General features: G+C 70.9%; 25 protein-coding genes. 17 read left to right on the forward strand and 8 right to left on the reverse strand.

What is annotated here, in order from left to right; all coding sequences use genetic code 11:
• The first annotated feature begins 4 nt into the window (after window positions 1-4).
• From K7C20_RS03675 to K7C20_RS03695, 5 genes are all read left to right on the forward strand, one after another.
• Window positions 5-1312, forward strand: coding sequence for an MFS transporter (locus K7C20_RS03675; RefSeq protein ID WP_053209075.1), 1308 nt, complete (start codon window positions 5-7; stop codon window positions 1310-1312).
• A gap of 121 nt (window positions 1313-1433) precedes the next feature.
• Window positions 1434-1883: a hypothetical protein gene (locus tag K7C20_RS03680; protein WP_150127200.1), complete on the forward strand. Its 450-nt coding sequence runs from the start codon at window positions 1434-1436 to the stop codon at window positions 1881-1883.
• A 91-nt stretch (window positions 1884-1974) separates the two neighbouring features.
• Entirely contained in the window at window positions 1975-2577 is a 603-nt protein-coding gene (locus tag K7C20_RS03685) for a carbonic anhydrase (protein ID WP_053209076.1), read from the forward strand.
• Between the two features lie 17 nt (window positions 2578-2594).
• Entirely contained in the window at window positions 2595-4049 is a 1455-nt protein-coding gene (locus tag K7C20_RS03690; protein ID WP_053209102.1) for a SulP family inorganic anion transporter, read from the forward strand.
• A gap of 289 nt (window positions 4050-4338) precedes the next feature.
• Window positions 4339-4785, forward strand: a complete 447-nt coding sequence (locus K7C20_RS03695) for a nitroreductase family deazaflavin-dependent oxidoreductase (protein ID WP_030083248.1) — start codon at window positions 4339-4341, stop codon at window positions 4783-4785.
• 40 nt (window positions 4786-4825) lie between these two features.
• On the opposite strand, the gene K7C20_RS03700 is transcribed toward K7C20_RS03695, so the two are convergent.
• From K7C20_RS03700 to K7C20_RS03710, 3 genes are all read right to left on the reverse strand, one after another.
• A complete protein-coding gene (locus K7C20_RS03700; RefSeq protein WP_053209077.1) occupies window positions 4826-6799 on the reverse strand; it encodes an ABC transporter permease in 1974 nt (657 codons plus the stop codon).
• Between the two features lie 99 nt (window positions 6800-6898).
• Window positions 6899-7702 carry a molybdate ABC transporter substrate-binding protein gene (gene modA, locus K7C20_RS03705; protein ID WP_053209078.1) on the reverse strand — a complete coding sequence of 268 codons (804 nt, stop codon included), beginning with the start codon at window positions 7700-7702 and terminating at the stop codon, window positions 6899-6901.
• 148 nt (window positions 7703-7850) lie between these two features.
• Entirely contained in the window at window positions 7851-8246 is a 396-nt protein-coding gene (locus tag K7C20_RS03710; protein ID WP_053209103.1) for a TOBE domain-containing protein, read from the reverse strand.
• 306 nt (window positions 8247-8552) lie between these two features.
• Between K7C20_RS03710 and K7C20_RS03715 the strand changes: the two genes are divergently transcribed.
• Window positions 8553-8972 carry a TOBE domain-containing protein gene (locus K7C20_RS03715; RefSeq protein ID WP_030083259.1) on the forward strand — a complete coding sequence of 140 codons (420 nt, stop codon included), beginning with the start codon at window positions 8553-8555 and terminating at the stop codon, window positions 8970-8972.
• Between the two features lie 162 nt (window positions 8973-9134).
• Here K7C20_RS03715 and K7C20_RS03720 read toward each other — a convergent pair whose 3' ends face one another.
• Window positions 9135-9689: a molybdopterin-dependent oxidoreductase gene (locus K7C20_RS03720; RefSeq protein WP_078953108.1), complete on the reverse strand. Its 555-nt coding sequence runs from the start codon at window positions 9687-9689 to the stop codon at window positions 9135-9137.
• A gap of 506 nt (window positions 9690-10195) precedes the next feature.
• Between K7C20_RS03720 and K7C20_RS03725 the strand changes: the two genes are divergently transcribed.
• Window positions 10196-11713 carry a PucR family transcriptional regulator gene (locus K7C20_RS03725; RefSeq protein WP_053209079.1) on the forward strand — a complete coding sequence of 506 codons (1518 nt, stop codon included), beginning with the start codon at window positions 10196-10198 and terminating at the stop codon, window positions 11711-11713.
• A 39-nt stretch (window positions 11714-11752) separates the two neighbouring features.
• On the opposite strand, the gene K7C20_RS03730 is transcribed toward K7C20_RS03725, so the two are convergent.
• Window positions 11753-12160, reverse strand: a complete 408-nt coding sequence (locus K7C20_RS03730) for a TOBE domain-containing protein (protein ID WP_030083265.1) — start codon at window positions 12158-12160, stop codon at window positions 11753-11755.
• Between the two features lie 253 nt (window positions 12161-12413).
• Between K7C20_RS03730 and K7C20_RS03735 the strand changes: the two genes are divergently transcribed.
• From K7C20_RS03735 to K7C20_RS03745, 3 genes are read left to right on the forward strand one after another with little or no spacing between them, the layout of a single operon-like run.
• Window positions 12414-12593 (forward strand): ribbon-helix-helix protein, CopG family, encoded by a 180-nt coding sequence (locus tag K7C20_RS03735; RefSeq protein WP_030083267.1) that lies wholly within the window; start codon window positions 12414-12416, stop codon window positions 12591-12593.
• Window position 12594: 1 nt separating this feature from the next.
• On the forward strand, window positions 12595-12939 hold the full coding sequence (locus tag K7C20_RS03740) for a VOC family protein (RefSeq protein WP_030083269.1): 345 nt from the start codon (window positions 12595-12597) through the stop codon (window positions 12937-12939).
• A gap of 20 nt (window positions 12940-12959) precedes the next feature.
• The gene (locus K7C20_RS03745; protein WP_030083271.1) at window positions 12960-13817 is read left to right on the forward strand and encodes a class I SAM-dependent methyltransferase; all 858 of its coding nucleotides are present in this window, start codon (window positions 12960-12962) and stop codon (window positions 13815-13817) included.
• Here K7C20_RS03745 and K7C20_RS03750 read toward each other — a convergent pair.
• Complete coding sequence (locus K7C20_RS03750) at window positions 13797-14684, reverse strand: hypothetical protein (protein ID WP_030083273.1); 888 nt, start codon at window positions 14682-14684, stop codon at window positions 13797-13799. The genes K7C20_RS03745 and K7C20_RS03750 overlap by 21 nt on opposite strands.
• Window positions 14685-14929: 245 nt before the next feature.
• On the opposite strand from K7C20_RS03750, the gene K7C20_RS03755 reads away from it, so the two are divergent.
• From K7C20_RS03755 to K7C20_RS03780, 6 genes are all read left to right on the forward strand, one after another.
• Complete coding sequence (locus K7C20_RS03755; RefSeq protein WP_030083275.1) at window positions 14930-15634, forward strand: DUF2470 domain-containing protein; 705 nt, start codon at window positions 14930-14932, stop codon at window positions 15632-15634.
• A 199-nt stretch (window positions 15635-15833) separates the two neighbouring features.
• A complete protein-coding gene (locus K7C20_RS03760; protein WP_048829647.1) occupies window positions 15834-16322 on the forward strand; it encodes a YfbM family protein in 489 nt (162 codons plus the stop codon).
• A 92-nt stretch (window positions 16323-16414) separates the two neighbouring features.
• Complete coding sequence (locus tag K7C20_RS03765; protein ID WP_030083279.1) at window positions 16415-17239, forward strand: APH(3'') family aminoglycoside O-phosphotransferase; 825 nt, start codon at window positions 16415-16417, stop codon at window positions 17237-17239.
• A gap of 229 nt (window positions 17240-17468) precedes the next feature.
• Complete coding sequence (locus tag K7C20_RS03770) at window positions 17469-18152, forward strand: TetR/AcrR family transcriptional regulator (protein WP_030083281.1); 684 nt, start codon at window positions 17469-17471, stop codon at window positions 18150-18152.
• 25 nt (window positions 18153-18177) lie between these two features.
• Window positions 18178-19386 carry an acyltransferase family protein gene (locus K7C20_RS03775; protein WP_078953110.1) on the forward strand — a complete coding sequence of 403 codons (1209 nt, stop codon included), beginning with the start codon at window positions 18178-18180 and terminating at the stop codon, window positions 19384-19386.
• A gap of 207 nt (window positions 19387-19593) precedes the next feature.
• Entirely contained in the window at window positions 19594-20247 is a 654-nt protein-coding gene (locus K7C20_RS03780; protein WP_245171072.1) for a hypothetical protein, read from the forward strand.
• Window positions 20248-20280: 33 nt separating this feature from the next.
• On the opposite strand, the gene K7C20_RS03785 is transcribed toward K7C20_RS03780, so the two are convergent.
• Together K7C20_RS03785 and K7C20_RS03790 are read right to left on the reverse strand one after the other, a co-directional pair.
• Window positions 20281-20904, reverse strand: a complete 624-nt coding sequence (locus K7C20_RS03785; protein WP_030083287.1) for a DUF6461 domain-containing protein — start codon at window positions 20902-20904, stop codon at window positions 20281-20283.
• Window positions 20905-20976: 72 nt separating this feature from the next.
• On the reverse strand, window positions 20977-21567 hold the full coding sequence (locus tag K7C20_RS03790; RefSeq protein WP_030083289.1) for a TetR/AcrR family transcriptional regulator: 591 nt from the start codon (window positions 21565-21567) through the stop codon (window positions 20977-20979).
• Window positions 21568-21993: 426 nt separating this feature from the next.
• On the opposite strand from K7C20_RS03790, the gene K7C20_RS03795 reads away from it, so the two are divergent.
• Complete coding sequence (locus tag K7C20_RS03795) at window positions 21994-22179, forward strand: hypothetical protein (protein ID WP_030083291.1); 186 nt, start codon at window positions 21994-21996, stop codon at window positions 22177-22179.
• Window positions 22180-22182 lie beyond the last annotated feature (3 nt).

The raw sequence follows: 22182 nt of genomic DNA on the forward strand, positions 1-22182 counted from the left end.
AATCATGACGGCTCGGAACGCTGCCCAGGCCATCCACGAGGTGCCGGAACAGCGGCGGATTCTGGCCGTCCTGGTCTTCTCCCAGATCCTCAGCGGCGCGGGCCTGGCCGCGGGAATCACCGTCGGCGCGCTGCTCGCCGAGGACATGCTCGGCTCGACCGGTCTGGCGGGCGTGCCCAGTGCGCTGTTCACCGCCGGTGCCGCGCTCGGGGCCGTCGGCATCGGCCAGATCTGCCGGCGCCACGGCCGGCGCCCCGGTCTTGCGCTCGGGTACGCCGTCGGGGCGCTCGGCAGCCTCGGGGTCGTGGTGGCGGCCGCCCTCGGCAGTGCGGTACTGCTGTTCGGGTCCCTGCTGGTCTACGGCGCCGGCACCTCGACCAATCTGATGGCACGCTACGCGGGTGCGGATCTGGCCTCGCCCGCGCGACGCGGGCGGGCGGTGAGCACCGTGCTCTTCGCCACCACGCTCGGCGCGGTGATCGGCCCCAATCTGGTGACCCTTACGGGAGAGGTCGCACACTCCTGGGGCATCCCCCGGCTCGCCGGGCCGTTTCTGCTGGCCGTCGCCGCGTTCGGGGCTGCCGCGGTGGCACTGGCCGTGCTGCTGCGGCCCGATCCGCTGCGGCTGGCCGAGAAGCTGGCCGCGGCGCAGGCCGTGGTGGCGGCCGGGAGCACGGCGGGCGAGGCCGACGGCCGCCCGGACGCACGACCGGACCGGCGCGGGGTGGTCACCGGCACCACGATCATGATCATCACCCAGCTCGTGATGATCGCGATCATGACGATGACGCCCGTCCACATGCAGGCACACGGCCATGGCACCCAGGCGTCCGGCCTGGTCATCGCCCTCCATGTCGGAGCGATGTTCCTGCCCTCCCCGCTCACCGGGCTGCTGGTCGACCGGATCGGCAGGCGGTGGATCGCCGGCGCGTCCGGTCCGGTCCTGCTGGCCGCCGGGGTCGTCGCCGCCCTGGCGCCCCCGCACTCCGTTGCCGCGCTCGCCACGGCACTGGTGCTGCTCGGCATCGGCTGGAACTTCGGGCTGGTCAGCGGCACCGCCCTGGTCACCGACGCACTGCCGCCCGCCCGTCGCGCGTCGGCGCAGGGCCTGGTGGACGTCGGCATCGCCCTCGCGGGTGCCACCGGGGGCATGGCCTCGGGTCTCGTCGTCGTCCTGGGCGGCTACCCGACGCTGGCGCTGGCCGGCGGGATTCTCGCGCTGGCGGTCCTCCCCGTCCTCGCCTGGGCGGTCCGCCGCCCCGCGCACACCACCACCGCCACCGCGGCCCGTACGGAAACGGAACAGACGTGAACGTCCGTTCGCACAACGGACGTTCCCGGCATCCTTTGAAGGAAATCTTGAAACTTGGCGTCATTTCTCGTTATCACGCCCGAAACCTGGGTGCTGCACTGTGAGGGCAGAGTGGAATCGTGTGGACGACCCACGGGGGACGATGATGCGGAAGGACACCTGCATACCGGGCATACCGGCGCTGCGCCTGTGCCGCACGTCCCTGACCGCCCTCATGGTGGTTCTGGGGTTCCTGCTGGGCGGTGTGGCGACGGCTTCCGGCGCCGCGAAGAGCGCGCTCACCGCCCCGTCGCCCGTGAAGTCCGCGAGCGCCCCGCCGGCCGCCGAACCGGACCATGACGGCACCGAGAAGGAGGCCAAGCGCGACGCCGAACGGGGCCAGCCGCGGCGTACCGCCCGGCTCTCCGTCGGCATTCCCCAGCACATCGGCCGGCCGCTCCCGCCGTTCAGCGAGGGCGTCAAGACGCCCGTCGCCGCGATGTCATCCGGTGTCCCGTCGGCCGGCAGCACCACCAAGGCCGCCTCAAGACCGGCCGAAATCCCCGTCCTGCACTGCGTCTTCCGCTGCTGAGAGCGGCGTGGTGGCCTGCACCACCCACCGCACCTTGCACATTCGCGCCACCACCCCACCGTGGCACCACTCATCAGCAGGAGACCTCCTCATGGAGACCTTCATTCAGCATGCCCGGGGCCTGACGGCCCGTATTGCCGACCGGCGAGAGGAACAGGAGACGTACGGCCGGCTCGCGGACGGACAGTCCCCGCTCGCTCTGTTCATCACCTGCTCCGACTCGCGGGTCGTCCCGTCCCTGATCACCGGGGCGCGGCCCGGCGAGCTGTTCGAACTACGGACCGCCGGCAACGCCGTACCGGTCTACCGCGAGGACATGGCCGCCTGCGCGGAAGCCGCCACCATCGAGTACGCGATGCGCGTCCTGGGCGTGGCCGACATCGTGGTGTGCGGCCACTCGCACTGCGGCGCGGTCGGCGCCAAGGCCCGCGGCGAGGACCTGACCGGCGCACCTGCCGTACGGGACTGGCTGGCGCAGCAGCTGTCCGACCAGCTGCCCAAGGACGAGGAACCGACGGTCTCCGCCGCGGTCCAGCAACATGTCCGCGAACAGGTCGACCGGCTGCGCGGCTACCCCTGCGTACAGGAGCGGCTCGCCGCCGGCGAGGTCAATCTGCACGGCTGGTTCTACGAAGTGCACACCGGCATGGTGGCCGCACATCACCCGGCCTCCGACCTGTTCCTCCCGCTGTGAAGGCGGGCGTGCACCTCATGAAGCGATTCACCTCCTTCCGGGCGGACTTCACCGCCTCCCTCGTGGTGTTCCTCGTGGCCGTCCCGCTGTGTGTCGGGGTGGCCGTCGCCTCCGGGGTCCCGGCCGAGCTGGGGCTCGTCACCGGCGTGGTCGGCGGGCTGCTCACCGGCCTGCTCCCGGGCAGCAGCCTTCAGGTCAGCGGCCCCGCGGCCGGTCTGACGGTGCTGGTCTTCGAAGCCGTCAAGGAGTACGGCATCGGCGCGCTCGGCGCGCTGGTACTGGCCGCCGGTGCCCTCCAACTGGCCATGGGTGCCCTGAAGTTGGGGCGCTGGTTCCGGGCGATTTCGGTCGCCGTCGTCCAGGGCATGCTGGCCGGCATCGGCCTGGTCCTGATCGCCGGACAGCTCTACGCCCTCGCGGACGCCAAGGCACCCGGCAGCGGACTCGCCAACCTCGGCGGCCTGCCAGGCCTGGTCACCTCCACCGTGGGGTCGGGGACGGCACTGGCCGCGCTCGCCATCGGCGCCGGCACGGTCGCCGTCCTGGTGCTGTGGCCGCGCTGGCGGCGCGCCGCGCGGGTCCTCCCCGCACCGCTGGCCGCTGTGGCGCTCGCCACCACCGCGGTATGGGCACTGGACATGCCCGTCGCACGCGTCAAGGTCAGCGGGCTGCTGGACGCGATCCAGCCGCCCGGCCTCGGCGACCTCGGCAGGCTCACCGAGATCGGTGTGCTCGGCACGGTCCTCGCCTTCGCGCTGATCGCGTCCGCCGAGTCCCTCTTCAGCGCCGCCGCGGTCGACCGGCTGCACGACGGACCGCGCACGGACTACGACAAGGAGCTGATGGCCCAGGGCGCGGGCAACGCCGTCTGCGGCATCCTCGGTGCCCTGCCGATGACCGCCGTCATCGTCCGCAGTGCGGCCAACGTCCAGGCGGGTGCGAAGACCAAGGCCTCGCGGGTGCTGCACGGCGTCTGGCTGCTGGTGTTCGCCGCGGCGTTCCCGGCCGCGCTGGGTGTGGTGCCGGTGGCCGCGCTGGCGGGCGTGCTGGTCCATGCGGGCTGCAAGCTCATCCCGTTCAAGGAGCTGCGGCCGCTGTGGCGCGAGCACCGCGGTGAGGCCGTCGTTCTCCTGGTCACGGCGCTGGCGATCGTGACGGTCAATATGTTCGAGGGCGTGCTCATCGGCCTGCTGATGGCCATCGCGAAGACGGCATGGGAGACCTCCCACGTCCACCTCGACATCTACACCCCGGACGACGAGGACGAGCCGGTGCTCGTCAGCGCCGTCGGCAACGCCACGTTCCTGCGGCTGCCCAAGATCCTCGACCAGCTCGAGGGGCTGCCCGCCAACCGGGATGTGGAGCTCGATCTGAGCGGGCTGCGCCATCTCGACCACGCATGTGGCGCCGCGCTGACGAACTGGGCCGAACAGCACCGCCGCAGCCGGCGGGCGGCGGAACCGGTGTCCTGACGACCGGACCGCCCGCCGGGCCTGCCGGTGTGCCGTCCGGCACCGCTCGCGCGCCGGCCACCGGCGGCTGTCCCGTCCCCTCCTCTGCGGGGGAGGGCGGGACAGCCGGATCCGGTGGCCGGCGCGGCGGCATCCGCCGGCCGTACGGTCACCGCACCGCGGCCGGACGGCGTTGCCGGGAAGACTCCCCCCGCTACGTTTGTTGAGCGAAGATCAGGTCGGTCGTGGGCGGCACGCATGCCCCGAGGCGGCCGACGCCACGCTTGTCGTCGTCGAGGGGACGGACGCTATGCCTCTTCAGGGTGAGTACGAGCCCAGCCCGGAGCAGTGGGTGCGCGATCAGGTCGAGCTGTACGAGAGCTCGGGTGGTGAGGAAGGCACCACGATGCGAGGGCTGCCGGTCGTGGTCCTGACCACCCGGGGCGCGAAGAGCGGAAAGATCCGCAAGAGCCCGCTGATGCGGGTGGCGCATGACGGGACGTATGCCGTGGTGGCCTCCATGGGAGGCGCGCCCCGGCACCCCGTCTGGTACCACAACGTCGTGGCCGATCCACGGGTGGAGCTCCAGGACGGCCCGGTGCGCCAGGACATGACGGCCCGTGAGGTCACCGGCGAGGAGAAGGCCCTGTGGTGGGGGCGCGCCGTCGAGGCGTACCCCGATTACGACGACTACCAGGAGAAGACGGACCGCCGGATCCCGGTGTTCGTGCTGGAGCCGGCGGCCACGCCGCACTGACGGGCCGGCCCGGCCCCGACGCTCAGGGCCGCCCCGACGCTCAGAGCGTCACGAGGGAGACCTCGGTGGCCTTGACGCTGGTCCATACGGACACGCCGTCGGCCAGGCCGAGTTCGAGGGCCGCCGACGGGGTGATTTCGGCCACCAGGTCGGGGGCCTCGTCCGAGGTGACGAGGATCCGCAGCCGGCTGCCCGCCGAGGTGATCTCCCGGACGGTGCCCGGCCAGACGTTGCGGGGGCTGCCCGTGGGCTTGTCCAGGTGCACGGACACCGCCTCGGGGGCGATGATCGCCAGTGCCCGGGCACCGTCGGGGAGCCGGTCGGCGGCGACGAGGTGGCCGCCGCCGGTGAGCGCAAGGCCGTCACCGGTGGCGGTGCCCGGCCAGGCGTTACGGCCGAGCATCCGGGCCACCCAGGGCGAGCGCGGGTGCCGGGTGACCTCGGCGGGCGGCGCGTCCTGGAGGGCACGGCCGTCGTCGAGGACGAGGACGCGGTCGGCGAGCGAGACCGCCTCGACGGGGTCGTGGGTGACGATCAGACAGACGCCGCCGAAGCCCGCGAGATGGCCGCGCAGGGTGTGGCGGACATGGGCGCGGGTGGTCTGGTCGAGCGCGGCGAGCGGTTCGTCGAGCAGCAGCAGACGCGGGCGGGCGGCCAACGCCCTTGCCAGTGCGACACGTTGCGCCTGGCCTCCGGAGAGCTGGGCGGGCTTGTGGTGCCCGAGCGGGCCGACGCCGAGCCGGTCGAGCCAGAGCTGTGCCGCGCGGCGGGCCTCGGGGCGCGGGGTGCCCTGGGCGCGCAGTCCGTAGGCGGTGTTGCTCAGGGCCGACAGATGCGGGAAGAGGGCGCCGTCCTGGGGGACCCAGGCGACGCCGCGGCGGTGCGGGGGCAGCGTGGTGACGTCGGTGGCGCCGAGGCGCAGCGTGGCGCGGGCGCGTGGGGTGAGGCCGAGCAGGGCGCGCAGCAGGGTGGTCTTGCCGGCGCCGTTGGGGCCGACGACGGCGATGGTGGTGCCCGGACCGGCGTCCAGGGTCAGCTCGTTGAAGCCGGTGACCTCGGCATGCAGCGGCCAGCGTTCTTCCGGGGCCGCGGACGTCGTGACGGGCTCCTCGATGCCGGTGGCGGGCGGCGACGCCGGGGCGGTGTCGTCGGTGGCGCGGACGGGGCGGGCCGCGCGGTCGGTGGTGCCGCCGGTCCAGCGGCCGCGCAGAGCGACCAGCACGGCCATGGCGATGACGAGCAGCAGCAGCGCGACCGAGGTGGCCGCTTCCGGGGAGCCCTGGAGCAGCAGGTAGACCTGGAGCGGCAGGGTCTGGGTGGTGCCGGGCAGATTGCCGGCGAAGGTGATCGTCGCGCCGAATTCACCGAGCGCGCGGGCCCAGGTCAGTGCGGCGCCGGCGGCGAGACCGGGGGCGACCATGGGGAGGGTGACGGTGCAGAAGACCCGTACGGGAGAGGCGCCGAGGGAGGCCGCGGTCTCCTCGTAGCTGGTGCGCAGTCCGGCGAGTGTGCCCTCCAGGCTGATGACGAGGAACGGCATCGCGACGAAGGTGGCGGCGACCACCGCGCCGGAGGTGTGGAACGGCAGCACGATGCCGAAGGTGTTCTCCAGCCAGCCGCCGAGCAGTCCGCGGCGGCCGAAGCCGAGGAGCAGCGCGACACCGCCGACGGTCGGCGGCAGCACCATCGGCAGCAGCACCAGCGAGCGGACCAGCGCCTTGCCGGGGAAGCTGACCCGTGCCAGCAGCCAGGCAAGCGGCACCCCCAGCAGCAGCGACAGCCCCAGCGCACAGAACGAGACCACCAGCGACAGCCGGAGCGCTTCGAGGACGTCCGGGCTGGTCAGGTGGGTGCCGAGGTCGTTCCAGGGGGTCCGGGCGAGGATGCCGACCAGCGGCATCAGCAAGAACGCGATGGCGACCAGCGCGGGCACGGCCAGCGCGAGGGGGGTACGGGTACCGGGCGCGCGGAGCCTGCCGGCCGGGGGCGGGGCGAGCGTGCGGGGGCTTCTCATCGGGGTCCCTGGGATCGGGGCGGGCCGGGCCGGTGTACGGCGGCGCGCACGGGCCGGGCCGCTCCCCCGGGCCGGACGGTCCGTGCGCGCCGCACCGGATCACGGCTTCTGGAAGCCGGCCTGCTGAAGGAGCGCCTGTGCCTCGGGCGTGCTGAGCCACTTCACGAATGCGGCCGCGGCGGCCTGGTGCTGAGAGGCCTTCAGCGTCGCGGCCGGGTAGGAGGCCACGGCGTTCTGGGCGTCGGGGATGTCGACGGCGTCGACCTTCTTGGGGGCGGTGGCGGCGTCCGTCTTGTAGACCAGGCCGGCATCGGCCTCGCCGAGCTCGACCTTGCTGAGCACGGCGCGGACGTTGGGCTCCTGCGAGACCGGCTTGACCTTCAGCTTCTGGGCGTCCAGGACCTGCTTGCCGTAGCGGCCGACCGGCACCTCGGAGGCGGCGAGGACGACCTTCAGCTTGCCGGCGGTGAGGTCCCTGAGGTTGGCGATCTTCTTCGGGTTGCCCTCGCCGGTCGCGATGACCAGGCGGTTCTTGGCGATGACGGTGGGCGTGCCGACGTCGACCTTCATGCCGTCCATGGTCTTGGTGTCGGCGGTGACCACGGCGTCGGCGGGCGCGCCCTCCTTGACCTGGGCGGCCAGTTCCTGGGAGCCGGCGAAGGAGAAGTTCACCTTCGTGCCCGGGTGCTCCTTCTCGTACACCGCGCCGGCCTTCTTGAAGACGTCGGTCAGCGACGAGGCGGCGAGCACGGTGAGGTCCGCCTTGGGGACGCTGCTGCCGGACTTCTCGCTGCCCGCGTCCTTCTTGCTGTCGTCGTTGCCGCCGCAGGCGGCGAGCGGCAGGAGGAGTGCGGCGGTCACGAGCGCGGCGGCGGCACGGCGTCCGGAGAAGGGCTGGGACATGTGGCGGGACTCCTTGGAACGCGGGACGACGGGCGTCGTCCGGGCAGATGGGCAAAGCCGCGCCGTGGACGGGCGACGCCGCTGGTGTGAGGCAGCCGGCCGGTGGGGGACGGTGGTTGCGGATCGGCTGGGGTACGGCCGCGGTGGGTCAGGTGCGGTCGATGTGCACGCTGGTGGACTTCACGCGGGCGGTGGCCTGCATGCCGACCTCCAGGCCCAGTTCCTCCACCGCTTCCCGGGTCAGCAGGGACACCAGGCGGTGCGGACCGGCCTGGATCTCGACCTGGGCGGCGACATCGCCGAGCTTGACAGCGGTGACGATGCCCGGAAAGGCATTGCGCGCGGAGGTGTACGAGGCGTCGTCCTCAGCGGTGCCGGTCTGTGCCACCTCGATGGAGAAGGCGGCCAGATCACGGCCGTCGATGAGGCGGCGGCCGCCGTCGTCGCGGTGGGTCGCGACCTTGCCGGCGTCCGCCCAGCGGCGGGCGGTGTCCGGGCTGACGCCCAGCAGCCGCGCCGCCTGGCCGATCGTATAGGACTGCATGTGCGACAAGATATGCAGTGTCAGCTCGCAGTTGCAATCCTTCAGGCGAAGTTATTGGGCAGATGCCAGGCCCCTGGAGAAAGGAACGAAAGGCCGCCGTCCACCCGGCGGCCCTCCGGCACACCTCAAGGGAATTCCCCCGCACCTCCGGTTTCCAGGCGCCTTTCCAGGCACCTTCGGATATCCCCCTGACGCCTGCCATGCGTGCCCGGACGGCGGGGCGGCGGGTGATTAGAGTGCAGCTGACAGAGCAGGGAAAACGCGACATTCCACCCCGGCTTTCCCCTTCCCCGGTGAGGCATTTCCATGAGCCTGAGCATCCGTAACCAGTTTTCCGGCACCGTTTCCTCCGTCGCCCCCGGCGAGGTCATGGCGACCGTCAAGGTCCGTCTGGACGGCGGCCAGGAGGTCACCGCGGCGATCACCCTGGAGGCGGTGACGGAGCTGGGCATCGAGGAGGGTTCCGCGGTGCGCACGCTGATCAAGTCCACCGAGGTCGCGCTCGCCACCGGTGCGGTGGACGGCGTCAGCATCCGCAACCGGATCCCCGGCACCGTCACCGACGTCACCACCGGCGGCGCGATGGCCGGCGTCAAGGTCGCCGTCGCGGGCGGAGAGCTGACCGCCGCGATCACCAAGGACGCGGTGACGGACCTGGGCCTGGCCGCCGGCGCCGAAGTCACCGCGCTGATCAAGTCGACTGAGATCGCGCTCGCCGCCGACTGAGCACCGGGCCCGCCGAAGTCCCCTGCATGAAGGGGAACTTCGGCCGTTCGGGCGCCGGTCAGGAAGCAGGCTGTGCCGGTCAGGGAGGGGCCGGCGTGCGCCAGGGAGTGGTCGTCGTCGGCCAGGGAGACACGGGTGCCGGCCAGGGGGCCACAAGTGCGGTCAGGGAGCGGCCGTCACCGGTCCCCCGGACAGTCCCGGAGACGCTTCGAGCGGGGCGCAGGTCCCGAACCAGATGCCCGTGATCGCGCTGATGTAGCGCGCCCCGCAGCGGTCGGAAGGCACCACGAGCTGACTGCCCGCCGCGTCGAGCGCCCGCCCGTCCATGGCCGTGGCCAGCAGGACCGGCGCGTCGCCGAAGTCGGCATCGAGCTCCGCCCAGGAGAGCACCGTGTGGTGCCCGTCCCGGCCGGTGACCGCCAGCACGTAGCGGGAGCGGTCCTTGCGCCGCCGGGCGTCGAAGGCCGGGCCCGCCTCGGCGATCACCTCCCGCAGCAGGGGCCCCTCGAAGGTGTGGTGCTGCGGCCCGTTCGTGGCGCAGTCGAAGACCACCTCGGCGCGCCGCTGCGGCCACCGTTCGCGCAGCTCCGCGACGGTCAGCGCGAGCGGACAGCGCAGCTGACCGCGGATCACGAAGCGCCGGGGGTGGGCAGTTATGCCGTCCTCGGGCGGCGGGCGTACGGCAGTGGTGCGGGACGGCGGGCCGAGTCGGCTCATTCGAGACCCCCTTGAGGCGATCCGCGCGGCGGCTGCCTCCCTGTGATGCCCGGACGGCCCCCACCCGAACCATGGATGCCAGCCCACTCGCCCTTTTTACCTCGCTGATGTGAGGAAAAAGGGGACGAGAAGGCCGTACCTCAGGAACCGGAAGCACGCCGGACGCCGCGCACCGCCGTCCGGTCCTTTTCACACCAAATCCCTTGCCTCGATCTCTTACACCGCCCCCTCGCACCGCCCCCTCACACCGACCCCTCGCACCGCCCCCTCGCGCGACCGATGCCGCCCGGCCGGCCCGGCACAGCCCCGGCGGCGCAGTGCTCTTCGAGGGCGGGGCCATGGGTCCGAAGGGGCTCAGAACACCACTCCCAGGCCCAGGATCTGGAGGAAAAACCAAGAGGGCTATGGGCTGAATCGGCTGGCATTTACGATGCCTGTATGCGCATTCGCCTCGTGAATGTGAGATGCCGGGGTCCGCGCCCGGCAGCCGCCCAAGGAGCCCGCACATGCACGTCCAAGATCTCCTCCAGCTCGACTCGCTCGATCTGACCCTGCTGTGGGCCGAGGGCCCCCTGCTCACCCGGGAAATCAGCGGTGTCACCGGCACCGAACTGGAGGACCCGGCCAGCTTTGTCCAGCCGGGTGAGCTGGTGCTGAGCGGACTGGTGTGGTGGACGCCCGGCGACAGCCGCGCGAAGGCCGACCGCTTCGTCTCGGCGCTGCACTCCGCCGGGGCCACCGCGCTGCTGGCCGGCGAGGAGACCCACGGCACGGTGCCCGACGTCCTGGTCGAGTCCTGCCGTGAGCTGGGCATCGCGCTGATCGCGGTGCCCGCGCACACCACCTTCCGTGCCATCACGGAGGCGGTGTACCTGCGCCAGTGGGGCGATCCGAGCCGACGCCCCGGCGAGCACTACGCGCTGCCGGAGAAGGTCCGCACCGAACTCGCCGGTCTGATCGCCGGGAACGCCGCGCCGGATGCCCTGCTGGACGGTGCCTTCGCCCACCTGGGCGGTCCGCCCTGCTACCTGCTGACGGCGACCGGGCGGGTGATCGCCCGGACGCCCGCCGCCCCGCACCTGCCCGCACAGCGGGCCGCCCGGGAGCTGACGTCGTCGGCCGGCACCATCCTGCGGATCGGCGGGGTGGCCGGTCCGTACGACGGCTGGCAGCTGCATCTGCGGGACGCGGCCGACGCCCCGCCGCGGGTGCTGCACGAGATCGCCGAGGTCATGGCCCAGTACCGCCACCGTGTCGAACTGCGGCAGGCGGCCGAACGGCGGGCGGCGGACGAGCTGATCGCGCTCACCGGGGCCGGGTCGGCCGACGCTGCGGCGCTCCAGGCCGCGCTGCACGCCTGCGGGCTGCCGCCCACCGGACCGTACCGGGTGGTGGCCGCGTCAGGCGGTGCGGACGGGGACGAGGTGGTGAGCGCGCTGGCGGAGGCGCTGCGGCACTCCCCCGGTGTGCCGTTCGCGGTGGGCAGGGTCCCGGGCGGCGAGGCGGTCGCCGTGGTCCGTGCCCACCCCGACGCCGGGGACGGCCTCCCGCTCGGCGAACTGTGGCCCCTGGTGCACGCCTGCCGCCCGCAGACGCCGCTGCACGCCGGGGTCAGCGGCCCGGTACCGGCGCCCGACGGCCTCAACTCCGCGCTGGACCAGGCACGTTACGCACTGGCGGCGGCCCGTGCCGAGCGCCCGGACGGTGCCCGGGTGACCTCCGTCGAGGACCTCAGCACTCTGGGCGCCCTGCTCGCCGGGGTCCCGGCCGTCGTCCGTACGGCCTTCAGCAACCGGGTGCTGGGCCCGCTGGCGCGCGCCGGCAGCGCCTCGCACCGGATGCTCCTGGAGACGCTGGAGGTCTTCCTCACCCACCACGGGTCATGGGCACGGACCGCCGAGACACTGCATCTGCACGTGAACACGGTGCACTACCGCATCCAGCGCATCGAAACGCTCACCGGCCGCGATCTGTCCCGGCTCGAGCACAAACTGGATCTGCAGGCGGCGCTGCTCTGCCGCTGAGGGCTCCGGGGCCGCACGGGCACGGCCGGCGCCCGGGGCTCACATCCGGTCGCCCGCCCGGTCGATGTGCACATTGGTGGACTTCACCCGGGCGGTGGCGGTCACCCCGACCTCGATCCCGAGTTCCTCGACCGCCTCCCTGCTGACCACCGACACCAGCCGGTGCGGCCCGGACTGGATCTCGACCTGGGCGATCACATCGTCGAGGGTCACCTTGGTGACGATTCCCGCGAACGAGTTCCGCACCGAGGTCAGCACCTCGCCCGGCACCGGATGCAGGCCCTCGGCACGCTCCTTGGCGAACGCCGCCAGGCTCACCCCGTCGATCACCCGGTTTCCCGCGCCGCCCCGGCCCATCCCCAACTGCCCGCCATCGGCCCAGCGGCGGACGGTCTCCGAACTCACACCCAGCAGCCCAGCTGCCTGACCAATGCTGTACGTCGGCACCCTGGCACTCTAGGCCCTGCGTGGCCCGCACCGGCCGGACACCCCTATGTACGCCTCCGCCAGTAGCCCCGGAACCACTGCCACAGGCCGACGCCTGCCGCCCGCCGGACACCTGGCCCGTTGAGCATGCGCCCTCCCACACCGCAAGGCCATCACTCATGGGCACGGGCTGTCACGCGCAGCCCGGTGCAAGGCCGTTGCCCGATGTGGCAGGGACTAGCTTGCTAGCTCGCTAGATTGCTAGCATTGCCCTGTGAGTGACGAAGAGGTCAAGCAGTTCAACGTGTACTTGCCGGTCGGGCTGATCAAGCAGGTCAAATATCACGCCATCGAGTCGGGCTCGTCCCTCTCGGCGTTGGTCGCAGCCGCCCTGCGCGCCTACCTCGACGACACCCATGGGCAACGGCAGCAATCGTCCGAGAAGGAGAGCTGATATGGCGACCGAAGGTATCGAGGCCGTGTTCCTGGAGACCCACAACTGGGGCAGGTCGGCGAAGTTCTTCCAGGCCCTGGGCTTCGAGTTGCAGTTCTCGACGGACCACAACTCCGGCCAACTCCGCAACGGCGACGGCCCCTACGTGTTCATCGCCGAGGTCCCCGAGGACCGGGAGCCCCGGACGCAGATCGTGCTGAAAGTGGCCGATGCGGAGACGTTCCGTCCCGATCCTGCTGTCGAGGTGGTCACGCCGTTCGAGGACACCCATTACGGGACCACGGAGATGACGGTCCGTGACCCCGACGGGCGCCTGTGGAGCCTCCAGGCTCCGGCCAGGAACTGACCGTGAGGAGAGGGGACGTCATGGCGGACGAGCAGAACGAGGTGCCGGACAGTACCGCAGTGCGGGTCGCCCTCTGGCGGGCGATGCACGTGCAGGTCGACTCGCCGCCCCACGTGATCGAGGACGAGATCGGACTCCAGCTGGCGGCCCCTGATGAGGGCTGGCGGCGCCGCCCGGACATGGATCCGCGCGGCACCAGCGGGTTCCGGGCGGCCATTGTGGCCCGTGCACGATTCATCGAGGACCTGGTTGCCGAGCAGGCCGGCCACGGCGTCTGGCAGTACGTCGTCCTGGGGGCCGGGCTGGACACCTTTGCCCAGCGCAGGCCGGAGATCGCCTCCCGCCTACGGGTGTTCGAGATCGACCAGCCGGGCACCCAGGCCTGGAAGCGCCGACGACTGGTCGACCTCGGCTATGGGATCCCCGACTGGCTGCGGCTGGTGCCGGTCGACTTCGAGGCGGGCGCTGACTGGTGGGAGCAGCTGTCCGATGCCGGCTTCGATCCCGGCCGGCCGGCGATCGTCGTCTGCACCGGCGTCACCATGTACCTCACCAAAGACGCCACCGCGGCGACCCTGCGCCGGCTCGCCGGACTCGCCCCCGGCTCGACGCTCGCCATGACGTTCATGCTGCCGTCCGAACTCGTCGATGACGCCGACCGCCCCGCACTCGAGGCGACCAAACCACAGGCGCAAGCAGCCGGAACGCCGTTCATCAGCTTCTACGCCCCGCAGGAGATGCTGGCCCTGGCCCGCGACGCCGGCCTCAAGGACGCCCACCACGTGCCGGGAAGCATGCTCGCGGAACGCTACTTCGCCGATCGGACCGACGGCCTTCGCCCGTCAACCGGAGAGGATCTACTGGTGGCTGCTACCTGACGCTCCGAGTCCCTCGATTTCGGCCAGGGCGAGCTCAAAGATGCGGTGCTCCTCCTCGGTCACCGGCACATCCGACGTCCCGGCCTTCTCAGCGGCCTCCAGCCACTCGTAAATGATCACCTCGATGATGTCCGGCACACCTGTGTTCAACAGCATCTCGGCCAACTGCCAGGAGTGCATCGTGAGGGGAAACTTCGCCCCGCGGTAATGCGCCCTGGCTTCCTGCCAAATGCTCCGCGCCGCCTCCGGTCCGTCGACGTGGGCCGCGTCGTGCAGCAGACGGCACCAGCCGACGTCGACGCGGTCAAAACAGCCGCTGAACTCGCTTTCCCAGGGACTGATTTCCGCGACCTCACGGAAAGCCGCGAGTGCCTCGGCACGATCGCCGGCGGAGTAGAGGTCGTGCGCCTGCCCCAGCTTCGCCTCCAGCCGCCCCCACGGCGTCGCCCCGTGCTTCTCGACGTAGGCGTCCATTTCCGCGAGGTAGTCCCTGAACTCGGCTGCGCGGCTCCGCATGCGTTCGGAATACCACCACAGCTCAGAGGTCTCGTCCTCGTCGACGCCGTGGGCTTCGGCTTCCTGTAGTAGCCCGACGACCCGGTCGTTGCCCTCGTCCATGTCGTCCGGTTCCGGGCAGTCTTCCAGGGAGTCCAGGCGGCCGTACGCCCCGGCGAGCGCCAGGACACCTCGCAGGTTCCCGTCCACGTCGCCGGACGCCAGGTATGCGTCGACGGCTGACGCGACATGGGACCAGTCCGCCTCGTCGGTCAACGCTCCACCAGGGGTGAAGAATGCGGCGCATTCCGGCGGCAGCTTCCCGGAAATGATCACTGCGGTGACACTGGCGGGAACCGACGGCAGCTCCATGATGCTCCCTCGACGCGGTCGATCAACTGTGGTGCCAGTTTCTCCCGCTCGCAGGCTGACGGAAGCGAGTACGGGGAAACCGGCGCACCCGCGACGGGTGACAGGCCAGGGGCGTCTGCACCCCGCACACCGGCCCACAGCCCTGACCAGGTGGCGCAGCCCCCCACCCCCCTCCTCGATGATTAGGTTAGGCTTACCTAAGTAGTCCTGCTTCGCCTCTCCCCTACTCGTGCCTGGAGAACTGGATGCGTCCTTTCAGCGCCCGCGCCACCGCACCGACTGCCGCCGAACGCGTCCGGTCGATCCTGGCCGCCGCCCATTCGATGACCGTGGTGAGCGACGGGATCCACACCGAAGTGCGCCGTCTCGACGGCGCGGGGGCGATGGGCCACTTCCACCTGCACGCGCCGTTCGAGGACACCGGTGCCCAGACGGCGACGCGCGTTCCGGTCCGGCTGGAGCTCACCGACATCGCCCCCACTCCCGTCCGCGACCGGGTACGCGCCCGCGTCAAGGTGACCGGAGTGCTGGCGGCCCCGTACGACGCGGAGGCCGCGAAGAGCACCTGCATGGAGTTCGGCCAGGCGGTCCTCGAAGACGCCCAGGGACGCACCTACGTCACCCTCCACGCCCTGGAGGCAACCGAACTCGACCCGATCGCGACCAGTGAAGCGGGCATGCTGACGCACCTCGTCGACGACCACAGCGCAGTCGTTCCGCTGCTACTGCGCCTCGTCCGCCCCCATCCGGACAGCGGCATGCTGCGCGCGCTCCCGGTGGCGATGGACCGCTACGGCGTGACCCTGCGCCTCGAATACCCGCACACCCACCACGACGTCCGGCTGCCGTTCAAGACACCCGTGACCGACATCGACCAGGCCGGCCCCCAGATCCACGCCCTTCTGACCACGGCACGCCGCCTCTCCCACACAGGGCACCTGCTGTCCTGATCCGCGCTCCGAGACGCGCCCTTCGCGACCCGCCGCCGAAGCGCAGTGACGTCCCGGAACGGGGGCTCGCGACAGCGCGACCTTCGACGCCCCGGCTCCCCGCCTACGCTCGCACTGTCAGTGGCGCATGGAACACTCGTGCGTAGAAACGATGGATCGAAACCGACTCGTCTCGACTCGAATCGAATCGAATTGACTGATGGGGGCTGCCTTCATGGGCATGGTCATCTCGTTCACGCGCGTGACACCAGAGGAACTGGACAAGGCCGAGAAGGACCCCGAGTGGGCCAGGGAGTTCCTCTGGGAGGTCGACGAGCTCCGGCCGGACAATCCCGACGTCTACCTCGACAAGGCTTGGGCCGGCCTGGAGTTCCTGCTCGGCAAGGCCGGTGAGCCCCTTGAGTTCCTGATGGACGGCCACCCGATCGACGACGAGGGCACGCTGTTCGGCTGGAGTGTCGAGGACGTCCAGGCCCTGGCGAAGAGGCTGGGGGCGCTGCCGTGGGAGCGGTTGACCACCCATTACGACCCGGTTCGGATGACCGAGGAAGAGGTGTACCCCCACATCTGGGAGCCCGAGGACGAAGACGGGCCCGAGTATCTGAAGGGGAACTACGAGGCGCTGGTGAGCTTCTTCGACGCCACGGCCCGCTTGGAGTCGCCGGCGCTGATGAGCTTCAGCTTCTGATTGTTCGGGTCGGAAATGCTCTGACCGCGTGAGGGGCGGTGGTCCTGTGGACCCGAGCCGGGGTGCGGGGCCGGCTCGCTGAAGTGGCCGCCATGAGCGATCATCCCGGGCCGCGGACCGTGTCGCCGGTGCAGCTCGGGGCGGGTGACGGCGGCGGCTGGCTGTCCGTCACCGCCGGCGAGTCGGGAGCCGCCGTCTTTCGCAGTGCGGACGCCGCCCGGTACGCCAAGTGCGTACCCGCTACGGACTCGGCCGGGCTGAAGGACGAGCGCGACCGGGTCGCCTGGCTGAGCGAGCGCGGCGTAGCGGGGCCCCGGGTGCTCGACTGGCACTCCGGTGACGCAGGCGCCTGCCTGGTGACCAGTGCCGTCCCCGGCGTACCCGCTGACCAGGTGTCCGTCGCGGACCTGCGAGATTCCTGGGGACGCATCGCGGACGCGGTCCGCGAGCTACACGAAGTCCCCGTGTGGCAGTGCCCGTTCCGCCGGGACCTGGACGCCATGGTCGCCGTGGCGCGCGACGTCGTGACCCGCGCGGCGGTGAACCCGGAGTTCCTCCCCGTCGAGCAGCAGCACACACCGGCCACGGAACTGCTGGCCCGCCTCACCCCGCAGGTCGCGCGGCGGCGGGACCAGGAAGCCGCCGACACGGTCGTCTGCCACGGGGACCTGTGCCTGCCCAACATCGTCCTCGACCCGCAGACCCTGAACGTGTCGGGCTTCATCGACCTGGGCCGCCTCGGGCTGGCCGACCGTCACGCCGACCTGGCACTGCTGCTCGCCAACGCGCGGGAGACATGGCCGGACGAGGAGCGGGCGCGGGCCGCGGACGTGGCGTTCGCCGAGAGGTACGGCATCGCCCTCGACCACGACCGCCTGCGCTTCTACCTCCATCTCGACCCGCTCACCTGGGGCTAAGGGCTGTCCCGTAATCCCTGGCGGGCGCACGACGACAGCTACGGCCCCTCGTCGGGTTGAGCCCTCAGCGCGGTGACCACCCGTTCCCAGGTGCCGTCGACGGCCCACATCCGCACGGCGGAGCTGTCGCGCGGGCCGCGGCGGCAAGAAGGCGCTGGCCAGGTGAGTGGCGAGCTGCTCAAGGTGACCAAACTGGACAGCAGTTGACCGCATGGCTAATCTTTTGGCCATGCGGTCAAAAAATGAGCCGAGCGGCCAGTCCGGCGCCGGGAGGGGCGAGCGGGCGTCGCAGGAGCCGGAGCGCTCGTTCATCGAGAAGGCGCGTCGCGCCCAGATCATCGACGCCGCCGTCGACACCATCGCGGCAAAGGGGTTCGCGAAGGCTTCGCTGGCGCAGATCGCCGAGCGGGCGGGGATCAGCAAGGGCGTGATCTCGTACCACTTCGCAGGCAAGGGCGAGTTGATCGAGCGGGTCGTCGAGCAGGTCTATGAGGAGATCGGCGCCTTTGTCGGGGCCCGGCTGGACGAGGGGGCCGGGGCGACCGCGTGGCTGCGCGTCTATATCGAGTCGGTGGCCGAGTACATGCTCGGCCACCGGACCCAGCTCACCGCGCTCGGCGAGATCTTCAGCCACTTCCGCACCGCTGACGGGGCACCGCGCTACGGCGTCGCGTCGAGTGAGCCGCTCTATGTCGCGTTGGAGAAGGTGTTCCTGGAGGGCCAGCGGAGCGGTGAGTTCCGCGCGTTCGACGTCCGCGTCATGGCCGTCAGCCTCCAGGCCGGGGTCGACAACATGTTCGCGTACTGGAGCGCTCATCCCGGGGACGACCTGGCCGCTTACGCCCGCGAACTCGCCGGCATCTTCGAGCACGCCACGCGCGCGGATCGCACGGAACGTACGGACCACCACTGACATGCACCGAACGGGGAGAAGATTCATGACGGACGACCTGGAACGCACGGCGGTGAAGGCCGCGCCCGAGCCGACGCCCGAGCCGGCGCCCGAGAAACCGGGACGCGCCCGGCTGCTCTACATCGACAATCTGCGTATCGCGCTGACGGCGCTCGTGGTGCTGCACCACACCGCCGTCACCTACGGCAACATCCCCGCCTGGTACTACACGGAGCCCGCCAAGGACGGCTCCGGCCTGCTCCTGGACGCCTTCGTCATGTTCAACCAGGCGTTCTTCATGGGCTTCTTCTTCATGATCGCCGGGTACTTCACACCGGCCTCCTACGACCGCAAGGGCGCACGCCCGTTCTTCCGCGACCGCCTCAAGCGGCTCGGCATTCCGCTGCTCGCCTTCCTCCTGCTGATACGTCCTCTCACGGGCTTCGGCGGGTACGCAGACATGCGGGCCACTCTCGCCGAACGCGGCGAATCCCTTCCCTACTGGGCTTACTACGTGGGTAGCTGGGACGCGGGCCCGATGTGGTTCGTCGAGGTCCTCCTCGTGTTCGCCGTCCTCTACCTCCTCGTCCGCCGCCTCGGCGCACGCCGCCTGCCCGGCCTCACCGCACCGGCCGGCCGCGAGACGGCACGGGCCCCGCGGCCCCTCGCCATCGTCGCCTTCACCCTCGCCCTTGCCCTCGCGGCGTACCTGTGGCGCTGCGTCGTACCCGACGGCACCTACGTCCCCGTCCTGGGCCTGCCCACCCCCAGCTTCCTGCCGCAGTACGCGAGTTTCTTCGTTCTCGGCGTGCTCGCCCACCGCCGCGGCTGGCCGCAGGCCCTCTCCCGCGCCGCGGGCCGCGTGGGCTTCGCCGTCGCCACCGCCGCGACGCTTGCGTACCTTCCCGTCGTCCTCACCGCCAAGGAGAGCACGCTCGGCGGACACGGCACCTGGCAGTCGCTGGTCGCCGCCGCATGGGAGTCGACGTTCGCCGTCGGCCTCGTCATCGGTCTGACCGTCCTGTTCCGCGAACGTCTCAACCGGCAGGGGCCCGCCGCCGGGTTCCTCTCCCGCCACGCCTTCGCCGTCTACCTCACCCACGCCGCCGTGCTCGTCGGGCTCGGCTACGCCTTCCGCTGGCTGCACGTCCCGGCGGCCGCCAAGTTCGCCCTCGTCGCCGCCCTGGCCCTCCCGCTGTGCTGGGCCGTCGCGTACGCCGTCCGCTCCCTGCCCCGCGCCGACCGGGTGCTGTAACGCCGGCCGCCGAGAGCGGGCTCCGTGCCCCGGCCTCGAACCGGGGGCGGCCGGCAGCCGTCGGCCACGCGCCGGCCATCTGAGGGCACGAGGCATGCGGCTCGGGGCCCTACGGGAGCGTCGGGCGTGGAAGCCCCGCCAACCGGGCGGGGCTTCCACGCCGGTCCGGCATGGCGCCATGCCGGGGCGCGATGTGCCCGGATGCTGATGGCCTCCGAAGCAGCGGGAGAGACCATGGGCGACCACCCCGGCCTTCAAGCAACCCGGCCATCGGCATCCCTGGGCGAGGGACGTGACACTACCGGCCAGTCCGGTGTCATCGGCATCGCGCTCGCCGCCGTGCTGACGGCCACACTCGCGCAGGGTTCCTGGCAGTGGTTCGCCACATACATCGGGGTGACGCTCCTTGCGGTGATCTTCTCCTTCTACCGGCTGCCGGCCTGGAGGCCCGGCCTCGGATCTGTGTACATAAGGAATCTGACTGCGTATTCGCTGGTCGTCGGCCTGTGCGTGGCGATCGTGCTGGCCCCCATGCTCCAGCGCTGGGCGTGGCTGTTTCCGATGCCGGGCACTCGTGGTGCGTGTCCTGACGTGGGCAGGTACGAGAGTCTCCAGGTACAGGCCATGCTCGCGGGCCTGGCAGGTCGCGACAGCGCCGCCCTGGCCCAGGCGCAGGCGGTCCAGAGCCATAAGGCTGTTGCCGAATGCCTGTCAGCCACTACGACTCTGTGGCTGCCGGTGTACGGGGCCGGGGCGGCCGTACTGGCGGGGCTGGGCGCATGGTTCATCGACCGAGCAAGGGTGAGGAAAGAGGCGGCCGTGGCCGACCGGCATCCTCCTCGCCAGGGCGAGCAGGCGTGACGGTGGCCTCGGTTGGCGACGGGCCCGGTCACCTCAGCCGCGCGGCGGCAGCGCGGCCATTCCGCACAGGAAGGTGGCGGGGGCCAGGACCTCGGTGGTGAGCCGCACGCCCGTCAGGCGCTCCGCCAGCGCGAACGCGGCCTCGGTGGGCAGCTCGCAGCCCCCGTCCTCGCTGTCGCCGAGGTCGAAGCCGACACCGCGCATCTCCGCCACGAGGCTGTCCGGGGCACTGCCGTGCCGCTGGTTCGCGAACAGCGGCTCGAAGGTGACGCGTATATCGCCGTCCTCGATCCAGTCAAAATGGTCCAGCGCGTTGACATTGCGGAAGTGCGACACGAGCCGGGTACCGCGCGAGAGCGGCACGGACACCTCGTCCGTGACCCCGAGATACCCGTTGTACTCCACCATCAGGGCCCAGTCGCCGACCGACGTGACGCCGACGAACATCCGCTCCCCGTCATATTCGTCCCACGCGTCGTATGCGGGCTCTGCCAACTCCTCGACTCCGGTGATCCGCAGCTCCTCCCGCGCCCCGATCCGGCGCAGCACCTCCTCGGGCGCGAGCCCTCGCACCAAGGTGAGGCAGTACGCCTCGGTGAGACCGGGGAGGTCCTCGTCGAGCCAGGCATAGTCAGCGGCAGTCGCGTTCGAGTTCATACGCGGATCGTGCCAGCGCCCACTGACAATTCCTCAGGGCCTCGGCACAGCCTCCGGCCCGGACCGGGCGGATCAGTGCGTCCTGCGCAGTCCTGCGACAAGGAGCCCGACAAGAGGACGTGCGTCGTAGCGGGGGTCGTTGTCCGCGCCGATGCAGAGGTTCCCGACGCCACGCATGAGCGCGTAGGCCTCCAGGTCGGACCGGATCTCGCCGGAGGCGGCTGCGGCGTCGAGCAGCCGGGTGCACACGGGCACGAGGCGGTCGAGGAAGTAGGAGTGCAGCGTCTCGAAGCCGGCGTTGTCGGACTGGAGCACGGAAGCGAGGCCGTGCTTGGTGACCAGGAAGTCGACGAAGAGATTGATCCATTGCTCCAGTGCGGCGTACGGCGTCGCGCTGGTCGCCAGCAGGGCCGGACCGGCCTCGGCACATGCCTCGACCTGATGCCGGTAGACGGCGATGATGAGATCCGCTCGCGTCGGGAAATGGCGGTAGATCGTGCCCATCCCGACGCCGGCCTTGGCCGCGATGTCGCGTACCGGCGCTTCCACGCCCGACATGACGAAAACCGCGGCGGCCGCGTCGAGCAGAGTCTCCTTGTTGCGCCGGGCGTCCGTCCGCTTGGGCCGGGGCACCTGCTCCGCGTCCTCGCCGCTGCCGTTCACCGCGCCACTCCCTTCACTCTCGCGATTGCCCACACGGAGCAGTGTTCCGTACCGCAAGCGGAGTGATGTTCCGTTTCTTCATGATGCCAGAGCAGGGGCCCGGCGGCCAAACACGATCGATGGCGCCTGATGCCGCGCGGAGGCACGGGCGGTACGCGTGCGCGTCCGGGCGGATGCATCCGAACAGAGCAGCCCCATCCCCCATCAGTGCGGCTTCGCCACCCTTGGCGCAACCGCCCCGTACGCCCGCCTGACGCGTCGGAGGAATTTCCATCAGCCGTGCACGGCAAGGAAGTTGAGGGATGGGGGGCTGGCGGGGCGGCACTTACCGACACCCGAAAGATTGCTTTTTAACGCTTTTGTCCCCTTGCGTCGGAAATATGCCGATGTGAATCTGGGATCCCATTCGTCGAAGGAGTTGATCGCATGGTTACGGATCGCACAGCGCCGGTCGAGACGGCCGCCCTGGCCGCCGAGGTCGAGGGACTGCTTGAACCCGCCGAGGCCGACGGTGTTTTCCGCGATACCCGCGAGTGCGGAGGGGCGCTGCTGTTTGCTGCGCTGCTCCTGATCTCGCCGCCCACCCCCCGGCCCAAGACTGACGTCCGCTAAGGC

This window comes from Streptomyces decoyicus (genome assembly GCF_019880305.1).
Classification (GTDB): Bacteria; Actinomycetota; Actinomycetes; order Streptomycetales; family Streptomycetaceae; genus Streptomyces; species Streptomyces decoyicus.

What these genes read in the sequence shown, in the direction of transcription:
- K7C20_RS03715 (WP_030083259.1), top strand. Translation starts at nt 8,553, where the DNA reads ATGAGCCTGAGCATCCGTAACCAGTTTTCCGGCACCGTTTCCTCCGTC.
- K7C20_RS03795 (WP_030083291.1), top strand. Translation starts at nt 21,994, where the DNA reads ATGGTTACGGATCGCACAGCGCCGGTCGAGACGGCCGCCCTGGCCGCC.
- K7C20_RS03710 (WP_053209103.1), bottom strand. Translation starts at nt 8,246, where the DNA reads ATGCAGTCCTATACGATCGGCCAGGCGGCGCGGCTGCTGGGCGTCAGC.
- modA (WP_053209078.1), bottom strand. Translation starts at nt 7,702, where the DNA reads ATGTCCCAGCCCTTCTCCGGACGCCGTGCCGCCGCCGCGCTCGTGACC.
- K7C20_RS03780 (WP_245171072.1), top strand. Translation starts at nt 19,594, where the DNA reads ATGGCCTCCGAAGCAGCGGGAGAGACCATGGGCGACCACCCCGGCCTT.
- K7C20_RS03700 (WP_053209077.1), bottom strand. Translation starts at nt 6,799, where the DNA reads ATGAGAAGCCCCCGCACGCTCGCCCCGCCCCCGGCCGGCAGGCTCCGC.
- K7C20_RS03720 (WP_078953108.1), bottom strand. Translation starts at nt 9,689, where the DNA reads ATGAGCCGACTCGGCCCGCCGTCCCGCACCACTGCCGTACGCCCGCCG.
- K7C20_RS03745 (WP_030083271.1), top strand. Translation starts at nt 12,960, where the DNA reads ATGGCGGACGAGCAGAACGAGGTGCCGGACAGTACCGCAGTGCGGGTC.
- K7C20_RS03740 (WP_030083269.1), top strand. Translation starts at nt 12,595, where the DNA reads ATGGCGACCGAAGGTATCGAGGCCGTGTTCCTGGAGACCCACAACTGG.
- K7C20_RS03750 (WP_030083273.1), bottom strand. Translation starts at nt 14,684, where the DNA reads ATGGAGCTGCCGTCGGTTCCCGCCAGTGTCACCGCAGTGATCATTTCC.
- K7C20_RS03675 (WP_053209075.1), top strand. Translation starts at nt 5, where the DNA reads ATGACGGCTCGGAACGCTGCCCAGGCCATCCACGAGGTGCCGGAACAG.
- K7C20_RS03770 (WP_030083281.1), top strand. Translation starts at nt 17,469, where the DNA reads ATGCGGTCAAAAAATGAGCCGAGCGGCCAGTCCGGCGCCGGGAGGGGC.
- K7C20_RS03760 (WP_048829647.1), top strand. Translation starts at nt 15,834, where the DNA reads ATGGGGGCTGCCTTCATGGGCATGGTCATCTCGTTCACGCGCGTGACA.
- K7C20_RS03765 (WP_030083279.1), top strand. Translation starts at nt 16,415, where the DNA reads ATGAGCGATCATCCCGGGCCGCGGACCGTGTCGCCGGTGCAGCTCGGG.
- K7C20_RS03785 (WP_030083287.1), bottom strand. Translation starts at nt 20,904, where the DNA reads ATGAACTCGAACGCGACTGCCGCTGACTATGCCTGGCTCGACGAGGAC.
- K7C20_RS03775 (WP_078953110.1), top strand. Translation starts at nt 18,178, where the DNA reads ATGACGGACGACCTGGAACGCACGGCGGTGAAGGCCGCGCCCGAGCCG.
- K7C20_RS03695 (WP_030083248.1), top strand. Translation starts at nt 4,339, where the DNA reads ATGCCTCTTCAGGGTGAGTACGAGCCCAGCCCGGAGCAGTGGGTGCGC.
- K7C20_RS03690 (WP_053209102.1), top strand. Translation starts at nt 2,595, where the DNA reads ATGAAGCGATTCACCTCCTTCCGGGCGGACTTCACCGCCTCCCTCGTG.
- K7C20_RS03725 (WP_053209079.1), top strand. Translation starts at nt 10,196, where the DNA reads ATGCACGTCCAAGATCTCCTCCAGCTCGACTCGCTCGATCTGACCCTG.
- K7C20_RS03755 (WP_030083275.1), top strand. Translation starts at nt 14,930, where the DNA reads ATGCGTCCTTTCAGCGCCCGCGCCACCGCACCGACTGCCGCCGAACGC.
- K7C20_RS03685 (WP_053209076.1), top strand. Translation starts at nt 1,975, where the DNA reads ATGGAGACCTTCATTCAGCATGCCCGGGGCCTGACGGCCCGTATTGCC.